The sequence below is a fragment of the Sedimentibacter saalensis genome, from assembly GCF_007830175.1.
GTDB lineage: Bacteria > Bacillota > Clostridia > Tissierellales > Sedimentibacteraceae > Sedimentibacter > Sedimentibacter saalensis.
Genome location: NZ_VLKH01000005.1, coordinates 75,615 through 95,218 on the forward strand (window position 1 = coordinate 75,615; position 19,604 = coordinate 95,218).

General features: G+C 35.5%; 21 protein-coding genes. 20 read left to right on the forward strand and 1 reads right to left on the reverse strand.

All coding sequences use genetic code 11. From position 1 onward, the window contains the following. The first annotated feature begins 6 nt into the window (after positions 1-6). Both hemZ and LY60_RS10225 read left to right on the forward strand, forming a co-directional pair. Entirely contained in the window at positions 7-1,503 is a 1,497-nt protein-coding gene (gene hemZ / locus LY60_RS10220) for a coproporphyrinogen dehydrogenase HemZ (RefSeq protein WP_145083089.1), read from the forward strand. Next, on the forward strand, positions 1,500-1,760 hold the full coding sequence (locus LY60_RS10225; protein WP_145083092.1) for a glutaredoxin family protein: 261 nt from the start codon (positions 1,500-1,502) through the stop codon (positions 1,758-1,760). Before hemZ ends, LY60_RS10225 begins: the two co-directional genes overlap by 4 nt. A 56-nt stretch (positions 1,761-1,816) precedes the next feature. Here the strand turns inward: LY60_RS10225 and LY60_RS10230 are convergent, their stop codons facing one another. Next, positions 1,817-2,236 carry a DUF1622 domain-containing protein gene (locus LY60_RS10230; protein ID WP_145083095.1) on the reverse strand — a complete coding sequence of 140 codons (420 nt, stop codon included), beginning with the start codon at positions 2,234-2,236 and terminating at the stop codon, positions 1,817-1,819. A 237-nt stretch (positions 2,237-2,473) separates the two neighbouring features. Here LY60_RS10230 and pdaA point away from each other — a divergent pair, with 237 nt between their 5' ends. From pdaA to LY60_RS10320, 18 genes are all read left to right on the forward strand, one after another. Then, positions 2,474-3,220, forward strand: a complete 747-nt coding sequence (gene pdaA / locus LY60_RS10235) for a delta-lactam-biosynthetic de-N-acetylase (RefSeq protein ID WP_410176553.1) — start codon at positions 2,474-2,476, stop codon at positions 3,218-3,220. Positions 3,221-3,581: 361 nt separating this feature from the next. Beyond that, positions 3,582-5,357, forward strand: a complete 1,776-nt coding sequence (gene aspS, locus LY60_RS10240) for an aspartate--tRNA ligase (protein ID WP_145083101.1) — start codon at positions 3,582-3,584, stop codon at positions 5,355-5,357. Positions 5,358-5,384: 27 nt separating this feature from the next. After that, complete coding sequence (locus LY60_RS10245) at positions 5,385-5,801, forward strand: SoxR reducing system RseC family protein (protein ID WP_145083104.1); 417 nt, start codon at positions 5,385-5,387, stop codon at positions 5,799-5,801. A 9-nt stretch (positions 5,802-5,810) separates the two neighbouring features. Next, positions 5,811-7,121 carry a replication-associated recombination protein A gene (locus LY60_RS10250; RefSeq protein ID WP_145083508.1) on the forward strand — a complete coding sequence of 437 codons (1,311 nt, stop codon included), beginning with the start codon at positions 5,811-5,813 and terminating at the stop codon, positions 7,119-7,121. A 13-nt stretch (positions 7,122-7,134) separates the two neighbouring features. Further along, positions 7,135-7,638, forward strand: a complete 504-nt coding sequence (locus LY60_RS10255) for a hypothetical protein (protein WP_145083107.1) — start codon at positions 7,135-7,137, stop codon at positions 7,636-7,638. A gap of 16 nt (positions 7,639-7,654) precedes the next feature. Continuing rightward, positions 7,655-7,948 carry a ligand-gated ion channel gene (locus LY60_RS10260; protein ID WP_145083110.1) on the forward strand — a complete coding sequence of 98 codons (294 nt, stop codon included), beginning with the start codon at positions 7,655-7,657 and terminating at the stop codon, positions 7,946-7,948. A 75-nt stretch (positions 7,949-8,023) separates the two neighbouring features. After that, positions 8,024-8,284 carry a putative Se/S carrier-like protein gene (locus LY60_RS10265; RefSeq protein WP_019228138.1) on the forward strand — a complete coding sequence of 87 codons (261 nt, stop codon included), beginning with the start codon at positions 8,024-8,026 and terminating at the stop codon, positions 8,282-8,284. A gap of 191 nt (positions 8,285-8,475) precedes the next feature. Continuing rightward, a complete protein-coding gene (locus LY60_RS10270) occupies positions 8,476-10,113 on the forward strand; it encodes a tetratricopeptide repeat-containing diguanylate cyclase (protein ID WP_145083112.1) in 1,638 nt (545 codons plus the stop codon). 145 nt (positions 10,114-10,258) lie between these two features. Then, the gene (locus LY60_RS10275; protein ID WP_145083115.1) at positions 10,259-10,681 is read left to right on the forward strand and encodes an RrF2 family transcriptional regulator; all 423 of its coding nucleotides are present in this window, start codon (positions 10,259-10,261) and stop codon (positions 10,679-10,681) included. 1 nt (position 10,682) lies between these two features. Next, positions 10,683-11,876 carry a cysteine desulfurase NifS gene (nifS, locus tag LY60_RS10280; RefSeq protein ID WP_145083118.1) on the forward strand — a complete coding sequence of 398 codons (1,194 nt, stop codon included), beginning with the start codon at positions 10,683-10,685 and terminating at the stop codon, positions 11,874-11,876. A 38-nt stretch (positions 11,877-11,914) separates the two neighbouring features. Continuing rightward, the gene (gene nifU, locus LY60_RS10285; RefSeq protein WP_019228134.1) at positions 11,915-12,343 is read left to right on the forward strand and encodes a Fe-S cluster assembly scaffold protein NifU; all 429 of its coding nucleotides are present in this window, start codon (positions 11,915-11,917) and stop codon (positions 12,341-12,343) included. A gap of 164 nt (positions 12,344-12,507) precedes the next feature. Further along, on the forward strand, positions 12,508-15,141 hold the full coding sequence (gene alaS, locus LY60_RS10290) for an alanine--tRNA ligase (protein WP_145083121.1): 2,634 nt from the start codon (positions 12,508-12,510) through the stop codon (positions 15,139-15,141). A gap of 167 nt (positions 15,142-15,308) precedes the next feature. Further along, positions 15,309-15,572: an IreB family regulatory phosphoprotein gene (locus LY60_RS10295; RefSeq protein WP_145083124.1), complete on the forward strand. Its 264-nt coding sequence runs from the start codon at positions 15,309-15,311 to the stop codon at positions 15,570-15,572. Positions 15,573-15,722: 150 nt separating this feature from the next. Continuing rightward, the gene (locus LY60_RS10300; protein WP_145083127.1) at positions 15,723-16,670 is read left to right on the forward strand and encodes an aldo/keto reductase; all 948 of its coding nucleotides are present in this window, start codon (positions 15,723-15,725) and stop codon (positions 16,668-16,670) included. Between the two features lie 7 nt (positions 16,671-16,677). After that, a complete protein-coding gene (ruvX, locus tag LY60_RS10305; RefSeq protein ID WP_145083130.1) occupies positions 16,678-17,094 on the forward strand; it encodes a Holliday junction resolvase RuvX in 417 nt (138 codons plus the stop codon). Positions 17,095-17,116: 22 nt separating this feature from the next. Further along, a complete protein-coding gene (locus tag LY60_RS10310) occupies positions 17,117-17,362 on the forward strand; it encodes a DUF1292 domain-containing protein (protein WP_019228129.1) in 246 nt (81 codons plus the stop codon). Positions 17,363-17,383: 21 nt separating this feature from the next. After that, entirely contained in the window at positions 17,384-17,857 is a 474-nt protein-coding gene (locus LY60_RS10315; RefSeq protein ID WP_019228128.1) for a Fur family transcriptional regulator, read from the forward strand. Continuing rightward, a complete protein-coding gene (locus LY60_RS10320; protein WP_145083133.1) occupies positions 17,835-19,580 on the forward strand; it encodes a ribonuclease J in 1,746 nt (581 codons plus the stop codon). Before LY60_RS10315 ends, LY60_RS10320 begins: the two co-directional genes overlap by 23 nt. Positions 19,581-19,604 lie beyond the last annotated feature (24 nt).

Below are 19,604 nucleotides of genomic sequence, written 5' to 3' on the forward strand. Positions count from 1 at the left end.
GAAGTGATGCTTAGATTTTATTTTTCAGGTCATAACTTTGAATATGAAGCAAGAAATGCCCTAAGGGTTTTTGACCTTAACATTGAATATGATGTTAAAAATATGGATGCAGAAGAGCCTGACTTTCAGTGTGAATATTCTATTGTTTCAACTTTGGAAGAACAAGAAGGAGCATATATAAGCACAGCTGTTTTGTACCGAAAAAAAGAAAAGATTAATGAAAAAAGCTTTAAAAGCCATGAAATAATCCTGGAAAAAGAAAATGACAGGAAGATGAAAAAAACTCTTGTTACAAAATCTATTCACAATGTTTTGAAAAGTCACTACTCAATTGTTCCTGATTACGGTATATTAACGGGTGTAAGAGTTGTGAAAATACTCATAGCATCAAGGCAGTACGGAAGAAGCGATTCTGAAATAACACGAATACTCAAAAACACATATGAAGTAACTGATGAAAAAATTGAACTTTTATGGGATATACTAAACATAGAAGAAAAATACATAAATGAAAAAATGAACAAAGAAAATTACAACTTGTATATTGGAATTCCATTTTGCCCTACTAAGTGCAGCTATTGTTCATTCACATCATTTATAAATTGCGGTCAGAAAAAAATTGATGATTATGTTGATGTACTTGTACAGGAAATTCACGCAACAATTAAAATGGCAAAAGTCAGGAATTTAAAGCTGCATTCTGTTTATATAGGTGGAGGAACACCTTCTGTTCTTAATATAGAGCAAATTGATAAATTGTTTGCGGCAATTAAAAGTCATTATGATTTGAACAGCATAAGGGAAATAACATTTGAAGCAGGAAGGCCTGATACAATAACATTGGAAAAGCTTCAGTGCCTTAAAAACAACAATGTGACAAGAATAAGCATCAATCCTCAGTCCATGAATGAAAAAACTCTCCTTTCCATGGGAAGGAATCATAACACACAAGACATTTTAGAAAAATTCCAATTGGCAAGAAACATCGGTTTTGACTGTATTAACATGGACGTAATACTGGGCCTGCCCGGTGAAAATGAAGAAGATGCACTTAATACCATCGAAAAAATTGTGAACCTGAAACCTGAAAATATCACGGTTCATTCACTGGCCTACAAGAAAAATGCAGAGCTTACAAGAGAAAGTTCACAGCTTTTAAAAGATTACAACTTGATGAGACTTATGCATGATGAGGTAAGAGAAAGCTGCAGAAAAAACGGCTACAAACCATACTACATGTACAGACAAAAAAATATAAAGGGCAATTCTGAAAATGTGGGATATTGCCTACCTGCAAAGGAAAGCATATACAACATGATAATAATTGAGGAGCTTGAAACCATACTTGCCTGCGGCATCGGTGGATCGAGCAAAATCATGACAGAGAACAACCATCACGAGCCTCTTCGCAATTTCAAGAGCCTGGAGGAATACATAAGCCGAATTGATGAAATATTGGAAAAGAAGAAAAATTTGTTAAATAGTTCATTGGAGGGTATATGAAGAAGTTAACTATGTTTTATCTGGAAAATTGTCCTCACTGCAGACGTGCATACAGCATGATTGAGGAACTTAAAAGTCAAAATCAGAAATATTCGAATGTTAATATTGAGCTTGTTGAGGAATCAAAAAATGTACAAATGGCCAGTGCCCATGACTACTATTACGTACCTGCGTTCTTCCTTGATGGGGAGAAGCTGTTTGAAGGCGTACCGTCAATTGATAAAATCGAAGAAGTGTTGAAAAAAGCAACAGCATAAAAGTTGTTTGCAGCTACTACATATAAAATAAAAGAACAGCCGCTTAGCGGCTGTTCTTAATTTTCATGATTTTCATGATTTTCATCTTCATGAGAATTTTTTTCAATTACTTGTTTTATTTTGTTAGCAAATTTCATTTCCTTAAAATGATTTGCTCTTTTAGAGTCAGACTCTATTTCCCAATGAATAATCAATGTGAGAGCTGCTCTTAAAACAACTATTGATGCAAGTATTATGAGCTCGTCAATAGTCCTTATTACAAGGGTTTTAAGAATCTCCGCACCGAGTTTAAACTCCAAAGCCATTGCAAGAGCCTGAGAAAATTCTATTTTTACGGTTTCATCCGAAAAGTTGAAGAATCTCAGAGCATATTTTACGAATGCTATTAAGGCAGAAAATACTATTATAAATACTCCGATTAACTCCAATACATGTGCAATGTTAGGGACTAGTGTTGAAATAAGATGTTCTAGCATAAGTTCCTCCGTTTTTTTAAATCAAATGCACTGAAAACATTTACTTAATATTATAAATCATTTCAAGCAGTATGTCAAAGGTACATGCATTGTTTTTAAAGATAAATTTTGTAAATAATTCCTTTTTTTATATTCATAAATTGTCCATTTGTTTATATAAATGAATAAAGGGGTGGAAATATGATAATAGGAATTAAAAAAAGGAATCTGGCAATTATTTTAAGCTGTATGTTGCTGATGATAATTATTTTTGCATATGAAACAATAAGTAATTTTTCTGTGTCCGTATCTGCAGGAATTTCAAACTGGGGGCTTAAGTTCAATGAAAGCGGCACAACCCCCATAGGGAATGAAACAAGGGATTATCTTAAAAAATATAATGCATATTATGCGGGCAATAATGATGAAAAAGTCATTTATCTAACTTTTGATGCCGGTTATGAGAATGGATACACGCAGGATATTCTTGACACGCTGAAGAAACATGATGTTAAAGCTGCATTCTTCCTGGTTGGGCATTATATTGATAAGGAACCTGAATTGGTGAAAAGGATGATTGAGGAAGGGCATATTGTTGGAAACCACACATACAGCCATCCAGACATGTCAAAAATTGCAGATGTGGAATCTTTCAAAAAGGAACTTAATTCTCTGGAAGACATTTATAAACAAACAACCGGTCTTGATATGCCCAAGTACTACAGACCTCCTCAGGGGAAATTCAACGAAGAAAATCTTAAGATGGCAAATGAGATGGGATATAAAACAATATTCTGGAGCCTTGCATACCAGGACTGGTCAAATGACAAGCAGCCCAGCAGAGAGACTGCATTTGAAAAATTAATACCCCGCATTCATCCGGGAGCAGTTGTTCTTTTGCACAGCACTTCAAAAACAAATTCCGAAATTTTAGATGAACTCCTTACAAAGTGGAAAGAAATGGGCTACACATTTAGAACAATCGACGAACTTGTAAAAAATTAAGAATGAAGAGTTAAGAATTAAGAATTATAAGAAGGAATTGCGGCGGCGCAATTCCAACAATTGATTTTTCATTCTTCATTCTTAATTCTTAATTAACGAAGTTTTTGTTGTTGACAAATAATTTTTAATGTGTTAATTTTAATGTAAACAAATTGCTTGGGGAAGAGTAATCATAAAGAATTAATTACAGCAAGACAGGGACGATGGAAGCCTGTTATTAACTTGTGGTGAAGACACCTCTATTACAGCAGTTACTTAATTGAGAGGGACTATTTATAGTCCAAGTAGGGTGGCAACGCGGGTTATACTCGTCCCTAAGGGGATGGGTTATTTTTTTTGATAAATTGCTTGGAGGATAATTATGGAAACTATGGGAACACTCAGAAGAACTAACATGTGCGGACAACTGAACAAGGACCATATTGGCAAAGAAGTTGTAGTCATGGGATGGGTTCAAAAAAGAAGAAGTCTCGGAGGTCTTATTTTTGCCGATGTAAGAGATGTTACAGGGTTGATTCAGGTTGTATTCGACACTGATGTTAACAAGGAAGCATTTGATAAGGCTGAAAGTTTGAGAAGTGAATTCGTTATTGCTGTAAGAGGCGAAGTTTTAGAAAGACAATCTAAAAATCCTGATATGGCAACAGGAGAAATTGAGGTTTATGCTCATGAACTTAAAATATTGGACACAGCTGAAACTCCTCCGATTTATATAAAAGACAACGACGACGTATCTGAACAAATGCGTTTGAAATACAGATATTTGGATTTAAGAAAACCATCCATGCAGAAGAATCTTTTGACAAGAAGCAAGACTTCAAAGGTAATAAGAGACTTTTTGTATGACAACGGCTTCAATGAAGTTGAAACTCCATTTCTGGCAAAGCCTACTCCAGAAGGAGCAAGAGATTATCTTGTGCCAAGCAGGGTAAATCCGGGAAACTTTTATGCACTTCCACAGTCACCTCAGCTTTACAAGCAGCTTTTGATGGTGTCAGGCATGAACAGATACTATCAGATAGTAAGATGCTTCAGAGATGAAGACTTAAGAGCAAATAGGCAGCCGGAATTTACTCAGGTGGATATTGAAATGTCATTTGTTGACGTAGAAGATGTAATTGGCATCAATGAAAAACTCATACAAAAAATATTCAAGGAAATTAAAAATGTTGATATAACTCTTCCTATAAGACGCATGTCATATCAGGAGGCCATGGACAAGTACGGATGCGACAAGCCTGATCTTCGTTTTGGTTTTGAACTTGAAAACATCACTGACATTTTTGCAAATTCTGAGTTTAATGCATTTAAATCAACTTACGACAACGGTGGTAAAATTAAGTGTGTAAAAATAGACGGTTCAGCTGATGAATTCTCAAAGAAGGGAATTTCCAAGCTTGAAAAGTTTGTCAAGACATATGGAGCTAAAGGACTTGCATGGTTCAAATATGAAAACAACACATTTGAATCTCCAATAGCAAAATTCCTGACAGAAGAAGAAATAAACAAATTAATTGAAAGATTAGAAATCAAAGAAAAAGATGTTGTTTTCATATTGGCTGACAAGGAATCAGTTGTAAACACAGCCTTGGGAGCATTGAGAATTGAAATTGCACACGATAAGAATTTAATTGACAACAATAAATTTGAACTTGTATGGATAACTGAATTCCCGTTGTTTGAATACAGCGAAGAAGAAGACAGATATGTTGCCAAGCACCATCCTTTTACAGCTCCTGTTGATGAAGATATTGACAAAATAGAATCTGATCCTGGCGCTGTGAGAGCAAAAGCATACGACATTGTTATTAATGGAGATGAAATAGGCGGAGGAAGTATTCGTATAACAAACAGAACACTGCAGAACAGAATGTTCAGAGCCCTTGGCTTCACTGATGAAGAAGCACAGGACAAATTCGGATATCTTCTTGAAGCATTCAAATACGGAGTACCCCCTCACGGAGGAATTGCTTACGGACTTGACCGTTTCATGATGCTTCTTACAGAAAGCGACAACATAAGAGACGTAATAGCATTTCCTAAAACTCAAAGCGCTTCATGCCTCATGACTGACTCACCAAGCGGTGTAACAGACAAACAGCTGAAGGAACTTGAGATTGAGGTAACAGCTGAATAACATTGTATTATATGAAAGGAATGTTCAATGAATCAGGTAGGTAAGATAGAAAAAATAAATGGAAACATAGCAACAGTTTCAGTTAGAAGACCAAGTGGATGCGGTTCAAGCTGCGCCAGCTGCAGCGGTACATGCAGCCAGGCAAATGTAATTGTTGAAACAGAGATCAATGAGGGATATGAAGTGGGAGATTATGTTGAAATCACAACTGAGAATGAGGTTGCATTCAAACAGATTTTCATACTTTACGGAATTCCATTTGGATTGATGATGATAACAATAGCTGCTGTGCAGCTTTTATCAACCAGCCCAAACAAAGACATGATTTCAGCAGTTGCTTCTGTATTATCACTTGGAGTATCATATATTCTTTTAAAGGCATATGATAAAAGGGAAATGAAAAAAAACACTTTGAAGCTTACAATAGGAAGAAAGCTTTATTAAGATAATATGATGAATATATTTGAAATGCAATATGAAAATTCAATCAAAAAAAATGGGCCTCTTGCACAGCGCATGAGGCCTGCAACGCTTGAAACATTTGTGGGGCAGGAGCATATAGTTGGAGAGGGGAAAATTCTTAACAGAGCCATAAAGGCTGACAAGCTTTCCTCTGCTATATTTTACGGACCTCCGGGAACCGGAAAAACAACTTTGGCTAAAATTATTGCTGAAAACACCAACAATAATTTCACCACCCTCAATGCAGTAACAAGCGGTATAAAAGACATAAAGGATAAAATAAGCTATGCTGTTGACCAGTTGTCCATGTACAACAAGAGGACAATCCTGTTTATCGATGAAATTCATCGTTTCAACAAATCTCAGCAGGATGCTTTGCTTCCTTATGTTGAAAACGGAACTATAATTTTGATTGGCGCTACAACCGAAAATCCTTACTTCGAAGTAAATCCTGCTTTGATATCACGTTCACTTGTGTTTGAATTCAAGAAAATTACAGATGATGACATAATTAAAGTTTTAAAAAAAGCTGCAATGGACAAAGAAAACGGATATGGAGCAAAAAATGTAAAAATTACTGAAGAAGCAATAAATCATATTGTTAACAATTCAAACGGTGACGCAAGAAAGGCGTTAAGCGCACTGGAGCTTGGAGTCGAAACAACTCCGGAGACAGACGGAGAAATAATCATAGATATTTCTGTTGCAGAAGAATGCATACAGCAGAAAAAACTTGAATATGATAAAAACGGAGACAGTCATTACGACACAATTTCGGCATTTATCAAAAGTATGAGGGGCTCTGACCCTGATGCAGCGGTTTTCTGGCTGGCAAAAATGATAAAATCGGGAGAAGATCCAAAGTTCATTGCAAGGCGAATTATAATCTGTGCTTCCGAAGATGTTGGAAATGCAGACCCAAGGGCTCTTGAAGTTGCAGTGAATGCCTTTAAGGCTGTGGAGATAATAGGTTTTCCAGAAGGGCGTATTATTCTTGCACAAGCTGTATTATACATTGCCTGTGCTCCTAAAAGCAACGCCTCAATCATTGCAATTGACAGAGCCATGGATGCTGTGGAGAAAAATGCCGTTGATGTTCCTCTTCACTTGAAAGACAAACATTACAGCGGAGCAGAAAAGCTTGGAAGAGGAGTAAGCTACAAATACCCTCACGATTATGAAAAGTTTTATGTAAAGCAGAATTATCTGCCTGATACAATGAGAAACTCGACTTTTTATCAGCCTAAGGAATCAGGGTATGAAAGCAGAATCAAAAAGTTTTTAGAATACCTGAAACAGTAACGGAGGGACTTCTATGAATTACAAATTATTTAATTCCTGTATTACAGATACGGATATAGATGAAATATTAGAAAACAAAATAAAATTTGAAGAATACGACACAAATGACAAATATGATGTTTCTGTGGATTTTTACAATCAAGATCTGCAGGATGAGGTTTTAAATGACAACGTGTCATTTGAAATAAAAAGAAACCATTATTTGTTCATAAAAAAAGTGAGAGACTTGTTTGAACAGCACAACATTAAAATAAACAAGTTTTTTCTCATGGGAACAATTCTGGAGCTGGACAAAGATGAAATGGTCATTTCGGTTCTGAAATCAAACCATGAGAACAAAAGCAACACCATATGGCCCTGCAAGGAAATCTTCATTTTTGAAGACAGCAAAAACAAGCTGGATGACTTACTGTTCAACAATCAGATTTCTGAAGAGGACTACGAATCAAACTTGGAATACCTAAAAGACGAACTGAGTATTTACGACAACGAAGACGAACACGGATATCTAAATTAATTGCAGGAGAGAAAAAATGAAAGCATATGATTTAATAAACAAAGTTGAGTTGGAAGTGACAACTAAGGACCTCATAGACTTGATGAAAGAAAAGAACAGACAGGTAGATTTAATTTTGTACGAAAAGAAAACAGATGAAGACGGATACCTCACTTGGGATGCTGAGCATTGGACAACAGTTGACTCAAAAAGATTCATGAGATGTTATTCTCTTGGTGACAGACAGCTTAGAGATTATACTTCTCACAATATTTATGATTTGAAAAATGATTTTAAGCCTGAAGAAGCAAAGGAAATTCAAATTAACTGATATTGAAATTTCTCCTTGTAACCTTATGTGTTATTTTTAATAAAATAGTACTGGGAATAATAAAGGAGGATTTCTATGGAACTTTATATAATAACCTTTAAACACGGGAATTATGCTGTAGCCGCATACAACAAGCTGCTGGGCTACGGAGTAAGAAATATCAGGTTGATGCAGACACCTTTCAGCATCAAAAGCGAGTGCGATTTATGCATCAAAGCTTTTGGAAAAGAAGCATTAAATACAGTTCTCAATGAATGCAGCGGAAAATATTCCGTAGACAATGTGTACAGCGCTGTCAATAAAAATGGTAGTTATGTTTACAAACTTCTTCCATAAAAAACAGACAATAACGAAAACCGCAAGCGGTTTTCGTTTTATTTTGTGAAATTATGTAAATGTTAGTAAAATATAATATTTTTTACTGGAATCAAAAGGTAAGTAGTGGTATAATTATGTTGAAAATTGGTGTTTTTTTAAATTAAAACAGAAATTAGAAATTATATAAAATATTATGACAGGATATTGACATGAAGGAAACTGTTAGTAAAGAAATATATGAAATTCTGGAGAAATCAAAGAAGATTGCTGCCATAAAACCATATAAATCCTATGAAATGAGCTTGGAAGCGTACAATAAGTCAAGGAAATTCAGCTTAAAAACTGAAGAAGGCTACAGCCTTGTAGCAATGGCTTTTGCCTGCAGGGCAAAATCTGAAATAAGTCAAATGCTTGATTGTTCTCTTAGAGCATTGGAAATTTTTGAGGATACAAATAATGCAGACGGAAAGATGAAATCATTGAATCTTGCTGGCATTGCTTACTTTTATAGCTCAATGTATGAAGAAGCACTGAGATATTTTTTGGAAGTTTCTGATGTTGCATTTAAACAAAGTGATAAATTTATGCAAAGCTGTGTAATGAACAACATTGGCGAAATATACCGGGAATCTTCCAGCAACGAAAAGGCATTGGATTATTTTTTTGATTCTCTTAAAATATGCCAGGACAACAAATATCAGATGAACGAAGCATCCATACTTGGAAACATAGGTGAGATTTTTTTCAATGAAGGTAAGTATGATGAATCCCTGGATTACTATTTAAAAAGCTATGATATTTTAGTTGAAAAAAATGACATGTTAACAATGGGCGGCATTGAAAACAGGCTGGGAAAAATAAGCTTTTCAGTCAAAGATTTCATGAAGGCAGAAGAATACTATTTCAGGGCACTTAACAGGTTAGAGGAAGTTAACAACAAATATTTTACCATAGATGTTCTTATGAATATTGCAGAGCTAATGTTTAATAAAAATGACAGAAAAGCTTTTGTTTATATTGAAAAGGCCATGTCCTATGCGGAACAAATAAATGCGAAAAAAAAGATGTGCCAAGTTTATAAGTATATTTCTGAATGTTACGAATGTGAAGAAGATTATAAATCATCTCTTGAATATTACAAAAAATTCTATAATATTAATGAAGAAATAACAGCTTCAAATTTGGGAAACAAAATTGAGCTGTTAAATGTAGAATTGAAATACATTAAGGCAAATGAAAAATACGAGAAGTTAAAAACGAGGCTTCAGGAGGAAATATCTGCTAAAACAAAGGAACTGCAAAGAATAAGAGAGGCAAATAAAATACTTGAAAAAAGAGCTTATGAAGATGAACTTACAGGCATTCCAAACAGAAGGAGCATAAACTTCTGTTTGAACAACACTGTGGAGGAAGCTTTGACAAATGATGACAGCCTGGTATTGTTCATGATAGATATTGACCATTTTAAAAAATACAATGATTGCTGGGGACATTCTAAAGGTGATTATTGTTTGAAGAAAGTGGCAGATTGTATTAGAAATATTCAAAATAAAAGAAAGGATACATTTGGCAGGTATGGTGGCGAAGAATTTGTATACTTTGCAAAGTCCATAGACTATGAACAATCGTTGGAACTGGGAAACTATATAAGAAATGAAGTTGGAAAGCTTAATCTTTACTACACTTCAAATGGACAAACAAATGCTGTAACCATTAGCATTGGAGGAGTTACAGGTAAGGCAGCCACATTGGGAAGTGCTTCAAAAATCATGGAAGCAGCTGATAAAGAGCTGTACAATGCAAAGGAAGCAGGCAGGAACAAAACTGTATTGAAACTTGTTGACTAAGAAGATTTAATCGCAATATTATTTAATGTTGCGGTTTTTTTAACTACATAAAAAAATTTTAAATAATGTTGACAAAATTAGTAGGGTATATTATAATAAGCCATACCCTACTAAAAAGGTAGGAATTGATGAAAGGAGAGCAGAAATGATTTTATCAACAAAGGGCAGATATGGACTTAAAGCAATATTTGAACTTGCGCTGAACTACGGTTTGGGACCTGTTTCTCTTAAAAAAATATCAGATAAATATGATATATCAGAAAGTTATCTGGAGCAGCTTTTTGCTAAATTAAAAAAAGGTGGCTTTATAGATACGGTCAGGGGTCCTCAGGGAGGATACATGCTTGCAAAACGACCGGATGAAATAACCGTGGGAATGGTACTTAGAACACTGGAAGGCGAAATCACAACTTCCGAATGCATAAACAAGGAAGTGTGTTCAAGAGAATCAATTTGTGCCACAAGAGTTATATTTGAAAAAATAGAAAACAGTATAAACGATGTTATAGATAATATAACTTTAGCTGATATGTATGAGGAACGAAAAACAATATTAACGGAGGAATAAAATGAGCAAGAAACTTTATCTTGACAATGCTGCAACAACAAGAGTTAAAAAAGAAGTAGTAGAAGAAATGCGTCAATATTTCGATGAATATTACGGCAATCCTTCAAGTTCTTTGTATGAACTTGGAAGAAAGTCTAAAGAAGCCATAGAAAATGCAAGAAAACAGGTTGCAGACTTCTTAAATGCAGATGAAAAGGAAATATATTTTACTGCAGGGGGCTCCGAATCAGACAACTGGGCTGTTAAAGGAGTGGCATTTGCAAACAAGAACAAAGGAAATCATATAATTACTACAAAAATAGAGCATCATGCAATTTTACACACATGTGAATATCTTGAAAAGTTCGGATTCGAAACAACATATCTCGATGTTGACAAATATGGAATGATTGACCTTGAAAAATTAAAAGAAGCCATAAGACCAGAAACAATACTTATATCAATAATGTATGCAAACAATGAAATAGGAACAATTCAGCCTATTGAACAAATTGGAGAGATTGCTCAGGAGCATGGAATCATATTTCACACTGATGCAGTCCAGGCTCTTGGCAGCGTGAAAATCGATGTTAAAAAGCAGCACATAGATCTTTTGTCAATGTCAGCTCATAAAATCGGCGGTCCTAAAGGCGTTGGAGGAATGTTCATCCGCAAAGGAGTTAAAATAGACAACTTCATTCACGGCGGCGGACAGGAAAGAGGAAGAAGAGCTGGAACAGAAGGAGTTCAAAATATAGCTGGATTTGGCAAGGCTGTTGAAATAGCTGAAAGAGATTTTGACAAGCACATTGCGAGACTCACTGAGCTCAGAGACAGACTCATTGAGGGAATAAAAACAAATATTCCTGATGTTGTTCTTAACGGACATCCTACAATGAGACTTCCAAACAATGTAAACTTCTCATACAAGTATGTTGAAGGAGAATCAATACTCTTGCTTCTGGATATGGAAGGAATTTCTGCTTCAAGCGGTTCTGCATGTACTTCAGGCTCACTTGATCCTTCACACGTACTTTTAGCAACTGGACTTGACCATGGTACAGCACACGGATCAATTCGTTTCTCCATCAGTGAAGAAATTACTGAAGAAGACATAGATTATACAGTTGAAACAATGAAAAATATAATTTCAAAATTAAGGATGATGTCACCTATTAAAAACGACGAAGACTTAAAAAAAGGAAACAGTCTATAATATAAAATATTAACATATATTTAAAATCGGAGGATATTATGTATACAGAAACAGTGATGGACCACTTCAGAAACCCAAGGAATGTAGGTTCAATGGAAAACGCAGACGGAGTAGGCCAGGTTGGAAACCCAAAATGCGGAGATATAATGAAAATTTATTTGAAAATAAACAATGATATAATTGAAGATGTAAAGTTTGAAACTTTTGGATGCGGCTCTGCCATAGCTTCTTCAAGCATGGCAACAGAACTCATAAAAGGAAAGAGCATTGACGAAGCAGTTGAACTTTCAAATAAAGCAGTTATAGAAGCATTGGGCGGACTTCCGCCTGTAAAGGTTCACTGTTCAGTTTTAGCTGAGCAGGCAGTTAAATCAGCACTTTTTGATTATTCACAAAAAACAGGCAAGGTTATAAAGGGTTTGGAGGATTACAAGCCTGAAGATGACGAAGACATCCACTGCCACTAAAAATATTAATTAAAGCGGAGCGCGGCTCCGCTTTTAATTATTATGATATGGTAACCCATTGGATTTTGTTTCTAAATTGGAGAAATTTGAAATATAGTTGACAATAGGGGAAAGAATACATTATAATTTCTTAATAAAGAGTACCTATGAGAAATGGAGGAACCATGGATACATTAGATAGATTTTCCATAAACAATATAAGAAAAGAGTATTTAAATTTTTTTAAAAGTAAAGGACATTTAACTGAGCAAAGCTTTTCATTGATTCCAAAAAATGATAAGAGTCTGCTTTTAATAGGAGCCGGTATGGCACCTTTGAAGAAATACTTCACGGGAGCTGAAACACCGCCCTCAAAAAGAATGGCAACATGTCAGAAGTGCGTAAGAACAGGCGACATAGACAATGTTGGTCTCACTGCAAGACATTTGACTTTTTTTGAAATGCTTGGAAACTTTTCATTCGGTGATTATTTCAAAAATGAAGCAATTGCATGGGCCTGGGAACTTCTTACTGACGTTTTAAAAATAGATGCAAACAGACTTTGGGTAACAGTGTATGAAGATGACGACGAAGCAGCTGAAATCTGGCATAACAGCGTAGGAATTCCTAAGGAAAGAATAGTGAGACTTGGAAAAGACGACAACTTCTGGGAACTTGAAGTGGGACCAAGCGGACCATGTTCTGAAATATATTACGACACGGGAGCTGACAGAGGATGCGGTTCACCAGACTGCAAACCAGGATGTGACTGCAACCGATACATAGAAATATGGAATCTGGTGTTCACTCAGTTCGACAAGGATGAACAAGGAGTGTACCATCCGCTTCCAAATCCAAACATAGACACAGGGATGGGACTTGAAAGAGTAGCATCGGTTCTTCAGGGAAAACCAACAGTTTACGACGTTGAGCCATTAATTTCAATTATATATAAAGTAGAAGAAATATCTAAAGTTACATATGGTGTCGACAAGAAAAAAGACACATCAATGAAAATAATCTGCGACCACTCAAGAGCAGCAACATTCATGATAGGAGACGGAGTTATACCTTCAAATGAAGGAAGAGGATATGTCTTAAGAAGACTCATAAGAAGAGCTATTCGTCAGGGAAAATCTCTTGGGATACATTCTGAGTTCCTCACAAAGACAGTGAAGGTTGTAATTGACAACTGGAAGGAAGCATACCCTCAGCTGGCTGAAAAGGAAAGCTACATTCTTAAGGTTGTTCAGCTTGAAGAAGAAAAGTTCAAAACAACCATAGACCAGGGGCTTGAGCTTCTCATGAAAGAACTTGAAGCAATGAAAGGAACTGACAAAAAGGTTTTTGACGGAAGTGTTGCGTTCAAGCTTTATGATACTTACGGTTTTCCGTCAGAACTTACAGAAGAAATACTTGTAGAAAATGGATTTGAATTCGACAAGAACCAGTTTAAATCAATAATGGAAGAGCACAGACAAATGGCCAGAGAAGCAAGAAGCAAGACTGGCAGCTCCGGATGGAAAGATGAAGAATTCAATATAGATACTGAAAAAACAATTTTTACAGGATATGAAAAGTTATGTGATACTGCAGAAGTAGTAGCAATTGTTGTTGATCAGGAACAGGTAAACACAATAAGCGAAGGTCAAAGCGGTATTGTTGTTCTTGACAAAACTCCGTTTTATGGAGAAAGCGGCGGACAGACCGGAGACTCGGGAAAATTATTTGCAGAAGGAATGGAAGCTTCAGTTACAGATACAAAGAAGTTTAAAAAGAGTATTTTCCTTCATGAAACAACAGTTTTAAAGGGAAGTATTTCTGTTGGGGATAAAATTTCTGCAGATGTAAATACTGACCAGAGGAAAAACACTGCAAAGAATCACACATGTACACATATTCTGCACAAAGTATTGAAGGAAATGCTTGGGGACCATGTAAATCAGGCAGGTTCATACGTTTCAAAGGACAGACTCAGATTTGACTACACACATTTTGAAGCAGTGGACCATGAAACACTTCGTGAAATTGAAAGACGTGTTAATGAAGCAATACTTGAAGATTACAAAGTCAACACTGATGTTCTTAACATAGAAGAAGCAAGAAATTCAGGAGCTACAGCTTTGTTTGACGAAAAATACGAGGAAGTTGTCAGAGTTGTCAGCGTTGGAGATTTCAGCAAGGAACTTTGCGGTGGAACTCACATTGATGAAACTTCAAAAATAGGTATGTTTAAAATAATTTCTGAAGGAGGAATTGCTTCAGGAATCAGAAGAATAGAAGCAATTACTGGAAGAACAGCAATAGAATACTTAAATGATCTTGTTAAAATAACAGATGAAGTATGTGCTGCCATGAAAACAAGCAAGGAAGAGCTGCCTTCAAAAGTGAATGCTCTTAAAAAGGAATCTAAGGACAAAGAAAAAGAAATCCAAAAGCTGAACAATGAAATACTTAAAAAAAGCATGGATCAGATCCTTGACCAGTATGAAGAAATAAACGGCATAAAACTTTTTGCCCTTAAACTTAAAGACAAGGATGCAAATTCTCTAAGGGAAATTGCAGACAAAATAAAAGATAAAAATGAAAGCTGTGCAATTATTCTGTCATCGGACTTAGGAGACAAGGTGCTGTTCGTATCTTCTGTTACAAAAGATTTAAACGCTAAGGGAATTCAGGCAGGAAACATTGTAAAGGCTGCTGCTTTAGTTGCAGGAGGCGGCGGAGGCGGAAGACCAGACTTTGCCCAGGCAGGTGGAAAAAATCCTGAAAAAATTGACGAAGCAATCGAAGCAGTAAAGGAACTTTTAAAAAATTAAGAATGAAGAATGAAGAGTGAAGAATTGAATGAAGGAAATGTGCCGCGGCACATTTCCAACAATAATTCTTAATTCTTAACTATTAATTATTAATTGTTTTAATAATGTTTGATTTTATTACAAAAATGTAGTACAATATACAAAGGTTATGTAAAGAGGTGGTTATTATGGATAGCAATGTAAACAATACAGCAAAATTTGATTACAATATGGAGTCATTAAATGAAGCCAGAGAGATTATAGCACAGGTGTATCAGTCACTGAAAGAAAAAGGTTATAATCCCAACAACCAGCTCATTGGTTATATATTGTCAGGTGATCCTACTTATATAACAAATCATAACAATGCAAGAAGTTTAATACGTAAAATAGAGAGAGACGAACTGTTAGAAGAAATATTAAATGTTTATTTACAAGTAATAGACCTTTAAAATTCTATGTGGAAAGCAGTATATGTGTATATACTGCTCTATTTTATAATATAGGAAAGTTCTTTTTCCTATATTATAAAAACGGGGATTGCAAAGGGCGGGACGCCCTTGCCGTCTCTTTTATATTGCATATGCAATATTGGAGAAACAATGAAATATATAAATTTATTTGATAAAGAAAATGTATCGAAATTATGTTACGGAACACTGTCATTAAGCGATTTACAAAACAACAATACCGAAGAAAACAAAGTGAAATTACTGAACTACGCTTATGACAAAGGAATAAATTTTTTTGACACAGCCGAGCTTTATGACAACTATAATATTATAAAACAATTCATAAAAGACAAAGACAGGGTTAAACTAAACATAGCAACAAAAAGCTATGCATATGACAGAAAATCTGCAGAATATAGTGTCAATAAGGCTTTAGAAGAAATGAACACGGATTATCTCGATGTATTCATGCTTCACGAACAGGATAACGGCAACAATTTTTTGGGCCATTATCAGGCAGTGGAGAGACTTCTGGAGTACAAACAACAAGGTATAATAAAACATTTTGGAATATCAACTCACAGAGTTGAAGCTGTACGTGACAGCATAATGTTTAAGGAAATTGAATTTGTTTTTCCGCTTTTAAACATGAAAGGCATTGGAATCTCAGACGGTACAATTGATGACATGCTCCAAGCCGTAAAAAAGGCAAAAGAAAACAACAAATTCATAATGGCAATGAAAATCTATGGAGGAGGACATTTGATAAACCAGGCAAGGGAAGCCTTCAAGTTTGCAAATGATTTGAGTTTTGTGGACTCCATAGCAGTAGGTATGAGCACAGTTGAAGAAATTGATGCTAATATCGCTTATTTAGAAAACAATGAGTTAAATATTAATATAAAAAATAAAATCAGAAATCAAAAGAGAACTCTCGTTGTAGAAGAGTGGTGTATTGGTTGCGGAAAATGCGCAAGAAAGTGCAGACAGAATGCCCTTGAGATTGTTGACGGCAAGTGTGTCGTTGATATGAGCAAATGTGTTTTGTGCAGCTACTGCGCCGGTGAATGTACGGATTTTTATATCAAAATTGTGTGAGGTTGCTATGGACAGATTAATGGGTCTAGATGTGGGAGACAGAACTATTGGAGTGGCGGTGAGTGATTTGTTGATGATCACAGCCCAAGGAGTCACTACAATAAAAAGAACAAATATTAAGAATGATATTAATGAGCTCAAGAAGATCATAGATGAATATCAGGTAACAAAGATAGTGTCAGGGTTACCCAAAATGCTTGATGGAACAGTAGGCATTCAAGGTGAGAAAGTTCTGGCATTCATCGAAAAGATGAAGCAGCACATTGATTTGCCTGTTGAGTTCGAAGATGAAAGGTTCACCACAACTATTTCCGAAAGAATGTTGATAGACGCCGATGTTAAAAGGAAGAAAAGAAAAGAAGTAATAGACAAATTAGCCGCAGTTCAAATTCTGTCAGGATATATGCAGAGAACAAAAAAATAAAATATAGGCCAAGAGGAGAAAAATGGAAGAAAATATTATTGAACTGATAAATGAAGAAGGAAAAAAAGAAAAACTTGTTGTGGAAGCTACGTTTCATATTGATGATACAATGTATGCTGTTCTTCATGAAATCAACTCTGACGAAGGCATGATATTTTATGTTGAAGAAACTGAAGACGGAAACGGTGTATTCATTCCTGTAGAAGATGAAGAAGAAATTCAGGAAGTTATTGAAGTTTACGAAGGAATAGCTGATGATTTAATTTAAATCAAAAAAGGGGGTGTTTTTATGAGTGAAGCAGATAATTTGGTTAAATTGCTGTGTGAAAACGGATATAAATCTACAATACAGAGAACCATGATATATGAAATCCTGGTCGAAAACAAAGATAAGCATTTAAGTACAGAAGAAATCTACGAACTTGTAAAAAACAAAAACCCTAAGATGGGAATTGCAACCACTTACAGGACACTTCAGCTTTTTGAAGAAATCGGTATGGTATACAAGCATAATTTTGATGACGGACTCAGCAGATATGAAATTTTGTCGCCAAACAGCAACGAAATTCATCAGCATCATCATTTATTGTGCAAAAAATGCGGAAAGATCATTGAAGTCAAAGAAGACTTGATGAACTCATTGGAAGAAATAATAGAAAAACAATACAATTTTGAAATATTGAATCACGTGGTCAAATTCACCGGAATCTGCGGTCAATGCAGAAATAAGGAGAATGAAAATGGCAACAGAAAAGAAACATAAATTAAAGGTAATACCCCTTGGAGGTCTTGGGGAAATCGGAAAAAACATGACTGTAATAGAATATGGCACAAACATCATAGTCATAGACTGCGGCATGTCATTTCCTGATGACCAAATGCTAGGAATAGACATAGTAATTCCGGATATAACATATTTAATAAAAAACAAAGACAAAATAAAAGGAATAATCCTTACACACGGTCACGAAGACCACATAGGCAACATTCCTTACTTGCTTAAAAAAATAAATGTTCCTATTTATGGAACAAAGCTTACACTTGGTTTGGTAAAAAATAAAATACTGGAACATAAAATTGAAGATGCTTCCCTCAATGTTGTTGAAAAGGGACAGACAATCAACCTGGGGTGCTTCAAGGTTAAATTTATCCAAACAAACCACAGTATTCCAGATGCCGTTGGCTTTGCTATCGACACACCAATTGGAATGGTTGTGCATACAGGAGACTTTAAAATAGACTTCACGCCTATAGACGATGATGTTATTGATCTTGGAACATTTGCAGAGCTTGGAAGAAAAGGTGTTCTCTTGGCCATGTCCGACAGCACTAACGTGGAAAGACAAGGATTTTCAGCTTCAGAAAGAACTGTTGGAGAAAAGTTCATAGAATCTTTCAAAAACTGCGAATCAAGAATACTGGTTGCAACATTTGCATCAAACATTCACCGCGTACAGCAGGTTATTAATGCTGCTGTAATATATGGAAGAAAGGTGGCTGTTTCCGGCAGAAGCATGATAAATAACATCGATGTTGCACAGGAACTTGGATATCTGGACATTCCTGAAGACACGCTCATAAATGTTAATGACCTTAAAAAATACAAAGACAATGAAGTGGTAATTATAACAACAGGCAGCCAGGGTGAACCTATGTCGGCTCTTACACGAATTGCCAACAATGATCATAAAAAAATACAAATAAAGCAGGGTGACCTGGTTATTATTTCTGCCAGTGCCATACCGGGAAATGAAAAAACCGTTTCAAGAGTAATAAACACTCTTTATGAAAAGGGAGCCATAGTATACTATGACGCATTGACTCAGGTTCACGTGTCAGGACACGCCAGAAGAGATGAATTAAAGCTTATGCTTTCTCTTTTAAAGCCAAAGTTCTTCATACCTGTACACGGTGAATACAGACACTTGGTTCAGCACGCAAGACTGGCTGAAGAACTTGGAATTCCGAAGGAAAATACTTTAATAGGTAAAAATGGAGATGTTATTGAACTAACATCAAAATCCATAACAAAAAATTCTACTGTTACATCAGGAAATATTCTTGTTGATGGATTAGGTGTTGGAGATGTTGGAAACATAGTTCTTAGAGACAGAAAACTTTTGTCCGAAAACGGACTCATCATAGTTGTGCTGTCTACAGAAAAAGGAACCGGAAAAGTTCTTGCAGGTCCTGAAATTGTATCCAGAGGCTTCATATATGTTCGTGAAAACATAGATTTGATTGAAGATTCAAAATTTGTTATCCGAAAAGCTCTTTCAAAATGCCAGGAAACAAATGTGAAGGAATGGAACAACATTAAAATGGCAATAAAGGATGCCCTCAGCAGCTTTATTTACGATAAAATCAGACGTAATCCTATGATACTTCCAATTATAATTGAAGTTGACAACGATAAGTTTGATGATGATAATTTGTTTGAAAAGCTTGAAAGTGAACAATTTGACTTTGAAGAAATTTTGCATTAAATAAATTAATAAAAAATGCTCCCT

What these genes read in the sequence shown, in the direction of transcription:
- hemZ (WP_145083089.1), top strand. Translation starts at nt 7, where the DNA reads ATGCTTAGATTTTATTTTTCAGGTCATAACTTTGAATATGAAGCAAGA.
- LY60_RS10225 (WP_145083092.1), top strand. Translation starts at nt 1,500, where the DNA reads ATGAAGAAGTTAACTATGTTTTATCTGGAAAATTGTCCTCACTGCAGA.
- LY60_RS10230 (WP_145083095.1), bottom strand. Translation starts at nt 2,236, where the DNA reads ATGCTAGAACATCTTATTTCAACACTAGTCCCTAACATTGCACATGTA.
- pdaA (WP_410176553.1), top strand. Translation starts at nt 2,474, where the DNA reads ATGATAATTATTTTTGCATATGAAACAATAAGTAATTTTTCTGTGTCC.
- aspS (WP_145083101.1), top strand. Translation starts at nt 3,582, where the DNA reads ATGGAAACTATGGGAACACTCAGAAGAACTAACATGTGCGGACAACTG.
- LY60_RS10245 (WP_145083104.1), top strand. Translation starts at nt 5,385, where the DNA reads ATGAATCAGGTAGGTAAGATAGAAAAAATAAATGGAAACATAGCAACA.
- LY60_RS10250 (WP_145083508.1), top strand. Translation starts at nt 5,811, where the DNA reads ATGAATATATTTGAAATGCAATATGAAAATTCAATCAAAAAAAATGGG.
- LY60_RS10255 (WP_145083107.1), top strand. Translation starts at nt 7,135, where the DNA reads ATGAATTACAAATTATTTAATTCCTGTATTACAGATACGGATATAGAT.
- LY60_RS10260 (WP_145083110.1), top strand. Translation starts at nt 7,655, where the DNA reads ATGAAAGCATATGATTTAATAAACAAAGTTGAGTTGGAAGTGACAACT.
- LY60_RS10265 (WP_019228138.1), top strand. Translation starts at nt 8,024, where the DNA reads ATGGAACTTTATATAATAACCTTTAAACACGGGAATTATGCTGTAGCC.
- LY60_RS10270 (WP_145083112.1), top strand. Translation starts at nt 8,476, where the DNA reads ATGAAGGAAACTGTTAGTAAAGAAATATATGAAATTCTGGAGAAATCA.
- LY60_RS10275 (WP_145083115.1), top strand. Translation starts at nt 10,259, where the DNA reads ATGATTTTATCAACAAAGGGCAGATATGGACTTAAAGCAATATTTGAA.
- nifS (WP_145083118.1), top strand. Translation starts at nt 10,683, where the DNA reads ATGAGCAAGAAACTTTATCTTGACAATGCTGCAACAACAAGAGTTAAA.
- nifU (WP_019228134.1), top strand. Translation starts at nt 11,915, where the DNA reads ATGTATACAGAAACAGTGATGGACCACTTCAGAAACCCAAGGAATGTA.
- alaS (WP_145083121.1), top strand. Translation starts at nt 12,508, where the DNA reads ATGGATACATTAGATAGATTTTCCATAAACAATATAAGAAAAGAGTAT.
- LY60_RS10295 (WP_145083124.1), top strand. Translation starts at nt 15,309, where the DNA reads ATGGATAGCAATGTAAACAATACAGCAAAATTTGATTACAATATGGAG.
- LY60_RS10300 (WP_145083127.1), top strand. Translation starts at nt 15,723, where the DNA reads ATGAAATATATAAATTTATTTGATAAAGAAAATGTATCGAAATTATGT.
- ruvX (WP_145083130.1), top strand. Translation starts at nt 16,678, where the DNA reads ATGGACAGATTAATGGGTCTAGATGTGGGAGACAGAACTATTGGAGTG.
- LY60_RS10310 (WP_019228129.1), top strand. Translation starts at nt 17,117, where the DNA reads ATGGAAGAAAATATTATTGAACTGATAAATGAAGAAGGAAAAAAAGAA.
- LY60_RS10315 (WP_019228128.1), top strand. Translation starts at nt 17,384, where the DNA reads ATGAGTGAAGCAGATAATTTGGTTAAATTGCTGTGTGAAAACGGATAT.
- LY60_RS10320 (WP_145083133.1), top strand. Translation starts at nt 17,835, where the DNA reads ATGGCAACAGAAAAGAAACATAAATTAAAGGTAATACCCCTTGGAGGT.